This is a genomic window from Lamprocystis purpurea DSM 4197, from assembly GCF_000379525.1.
Taxonomy (GTDB): domain Bacteria; phylum Pseudomonadota; class Gammaproteobacteria; order Chromatiales; family Chromatiaceae; genus Thiodictyon; species Thiodictyon purpureum.
Genome location: NZ_KB902427.1, coordinates 1 through 2,781 on the forward strand (window position 1 = coordinate 1; position 2,781 = coordinate 2,781).

The window sequence follows — 2,781 nt, forward strand, 5'->3', positions numbered from 1 at the left end:
ACGCCTTGCTCGCCTTTCTGAAGGGCCTCTGATAATGCCGAGTCGAGTGGCCTTGCAGCCCAGTGACCATGCGGTGTTTGCAGGGTGACTCGGCANTACTCGGCACCCCGGATTATGACGCAAGGTATGCAGCGAGACGCGCTTGGTGATCCCGGCGTCCGCCGCCGCACTATGGCAGGCGCGATTGAGCTGGCGGGTCGACATCGGATCGACCGGGTTCTACCCCGGGAACAGCCACCCCCCGGGCAGCATCCTGCCCCGCGCCTTGGCCTCGCGCCACCAGGCCCGCAGCAGTGCGAGCAAGGTCGGCGACAGCATCGCGTAGCGGTCCCGGCGCCCTTGCCCTGCTCGACCCGAATGGCCATACGCTCGCTGTCGATATCCCCGACCTTCAGCGCGACCACCTCTGCGGCGCGCAGACCCGCCCCATAGGCCACCGACAGCGCCGCCTGGTACTTCAGCCCCGGGGCCGAGTCCAACAGCCGGGTGACCTCCTCCACGCTCAAGATCACCGGCAAGGTCCGTTCCGCGCGCACATGGCTGGTCTTCGCCGCCAACTCGGGGTGTCCGAGGGTCACCTCGCAGAAGAACCGCAGCGCCGTCAACTCGGCCTGCTCTCCCAGGCGCTGGTGAAGGACCTCAACTGCCGCCAATTGCAGCCGCCGGCCACGCTGCCAGCTCCGGCGTAGCCGCCGGACACCCGCCATGTGTAGTCACCCGTGGGCCGGAAACGGCCCGCGACTGGTCTCAACTGATCTTTTTAGGATCAGCGCTTGCCGAGGCAAGGCTGGGGGCTTGGCGTGCCGGAGCACGGTTAGTCCGCATCGCTCAATGGGTGCCGGTGTCGGCGCGGTCCCTGGGTTGAAAGAACTTATCGGCGGCGGCTCTGTTCGAGAGACACGCGCATCGAATCCCGGACGTGCTCGGCCGGGCCCGATGATCCCCGCTCACTGCCGTTGCAGGCACAACCGCCCGTCGGCGGTCACGCTCCGTCGCGGTGGGTTCGTTTCAGCGCATGATCGGAACCGCCAGTTCGATCCGCAGGTCGCTGACCGGGAGGTGCGCCGAGCGCAGGTCCGCAGCGCTGCTCGGTACCGGCTGCGGGACAGGGTCGCATTGCACGTCGGACCCCTGACCTGGTGTGCGCGCGGGCAGCGCGCCGGTCTTCAGATACTCGACGATGAGGCTGTCCGTGCACTCGACTCCGGACAGCGAACCGGAGTGGGTCGTTCCCCCGACGCCTTCGATCAGCACCGAAGTGGGGAACAACTCACGGACTCGCAGTGCACCGGAGAACGCTGTCGCTGCGTCGTGGGTCTCACTGATCAGGAGTGCACTGTCCACCTGTCGGCCATCGACGGCTATCGGTCGCGTGGAGTCGGCCGGCCAGTACAAACAGGGTCCATTGAACCAGGCGTTGTTCCAGGTCGCGAAGGGGGCTTTGGCGAAGACGCGCCAGTTATCCTTCAGGTAGCGGGTCGTGTCAGACATCCACTTCGCGTCGGTGCAACTGACCGCCAAGTACACGGCATGACCATTATCCTGAAATGGCGGTGAACCGAATAGATCGCGCAGGGGCGTCCAGCGCCGGTCGTGGACCCATGCCGCAAACGCATCCGCCACCTCCTCCCAACCATAGACGAAGTATGACGCAGACAAGAAAATGTCATTCCACTCGGCCGGGCCGATGATCCCGCCCGCCGGCTCGCGGAGCAGCCTTGCCTGCTCGCCGTAGTAGCGCAGTTCGACGGCACGACGGGTCTTGCCGAGGTGGTAGATGGCGTCATACTTCGCGATCCAGTCGAAATACACCTTGATGTTGTGTTCGAAACCGCGATTCTGTTGCATGTTTGAGCGATACCCGACCTGGTCTGGGTTGACCACGCCGTCGAACACCACGCGGCGCAGCCGGCCCGGAAACAGTGTCGCGTAGACCTGTCCGAGGTAGGTGCCGTAAGAGAAACCGTAGTAATTGATCTGCTCGGCGCCCAATGCCCGACGGATGCTTTCCAGATCGCGGGCGATCTCGATGGTCGTCATGTGCGCAAGCAACTCGCCGGCGTTGTCCTCACAGGCGTTCGCATACTGTTTGGACCGCTGCAGCCAGGTCTGCTCGATGCGCCGTGTCATCGGCACATAGGACGGCCGTTGGTAGCCGTCGAAGTCGGGGATGCAGGACAGCGAGGGCCGACTGGCCCCGACGCCTCGGGTATCAAAGCCGATCCAGTCGTAGTCGTCCCCGCCACCATTCGGCACGATCTGGTTGAAGATCGCATACACGAGCCCCGAACCACCCGGCCCACCGGGATTCACCAGCATCGGGCCCTGGTACTCGGAGTCCGGGCTCTTATGCCGGATCCGGGATACGGCCAGACTGATCGTCCTGCCGCCAGGGTTGCTGTAGTCGAGCGGCACCCTGACGAAACCGCATTCTGCGCCGGCCTCGATCAGCAGCGGAATACTGCATGTCGACCAGTTGATGGGTTGCGGATTGAACTCCGGGATGGGATCCGAGGTAAGGACGGGGTCTGCTGCACCAGACGGCGCAGACGTCGGGTCTGAGAACCCCCACTCATCGGCCAAGACAGTGTTCGATGACAGGATTAGAAGAACGAGACCAGCAAGCGCAAACATCGTGACACCTCGTGAGGATTCAAGACAGTCGATGTGATCAAATTCATCCCGCACTCCCCAGGAACAGGCGCGCGCGTTCTTCCGGAGTAGCCTGCGCAGAGGCAAAGGTCGAAATGGAGTGACCGGGCGCTGCAGCGAGCGAAGTCA

General features: G+C 63.9%; 3 protein-coding genes and 1 pseudogene. 2 read left to right on the top strand and 2 right to left on the bottom strand.

Going from position 1 to position 2,781, the window contains the following annotated elements; translation table 11 throughout:
• Positions 1-145: 145 nt before the first annotated feature.
• Positions 146-325, top strand: a complete 180-nt coding sequence (locus A39O_RS42595) for a hypothetical protein (RefSeq protein ID WP_245561814.1) — start codon at positions 146-148, stop codon at positions 323-325.
• Positions 326-392: 67 nt separating this feature from the next.
• On the opposite strand, the pseudogene A39O_RS42600 reads toward A39O_RS42595, so the two are convergent.
• Positions 393-578, bottom strand: a pseudogene (locus A39O_RS42600) (integrase); the annotation flags it as partial.
• Between A39O_RS42600 and A39O_RS42605 the strand changes: the two are divergent.
• Positions 537-689: a hypothetical protein gene (locus A39O_RS42605; protein ID WP_020504034.1), complete on the top strand. Its 153-nt coding sequence runs from the start codon at positions 537-539 to the stop codon at positions 687-689. The pseudogene A39O_RS42600 and the gene A39O_RS42605 overlap by 42 nt on opposite strands.
• Positions 690-1,008: 319 nt before the next feature.
• Here A39O_RS42605 and A39O_RS32425 read toward each other — a convergent pair whose 3' ends face one another.
• Entirely contained in the window at positions 1,009-2,634 is a 1,626-nt protein-coding gene (locus tag A39O_RS32425) for an alpha/beta fold hydrolase (RefSeq protein ID WP_083924565.1), read from the bottom strand.
• Between the last annotated feature and the right edge of the window lie 147 nt (positions 2,635-2,781).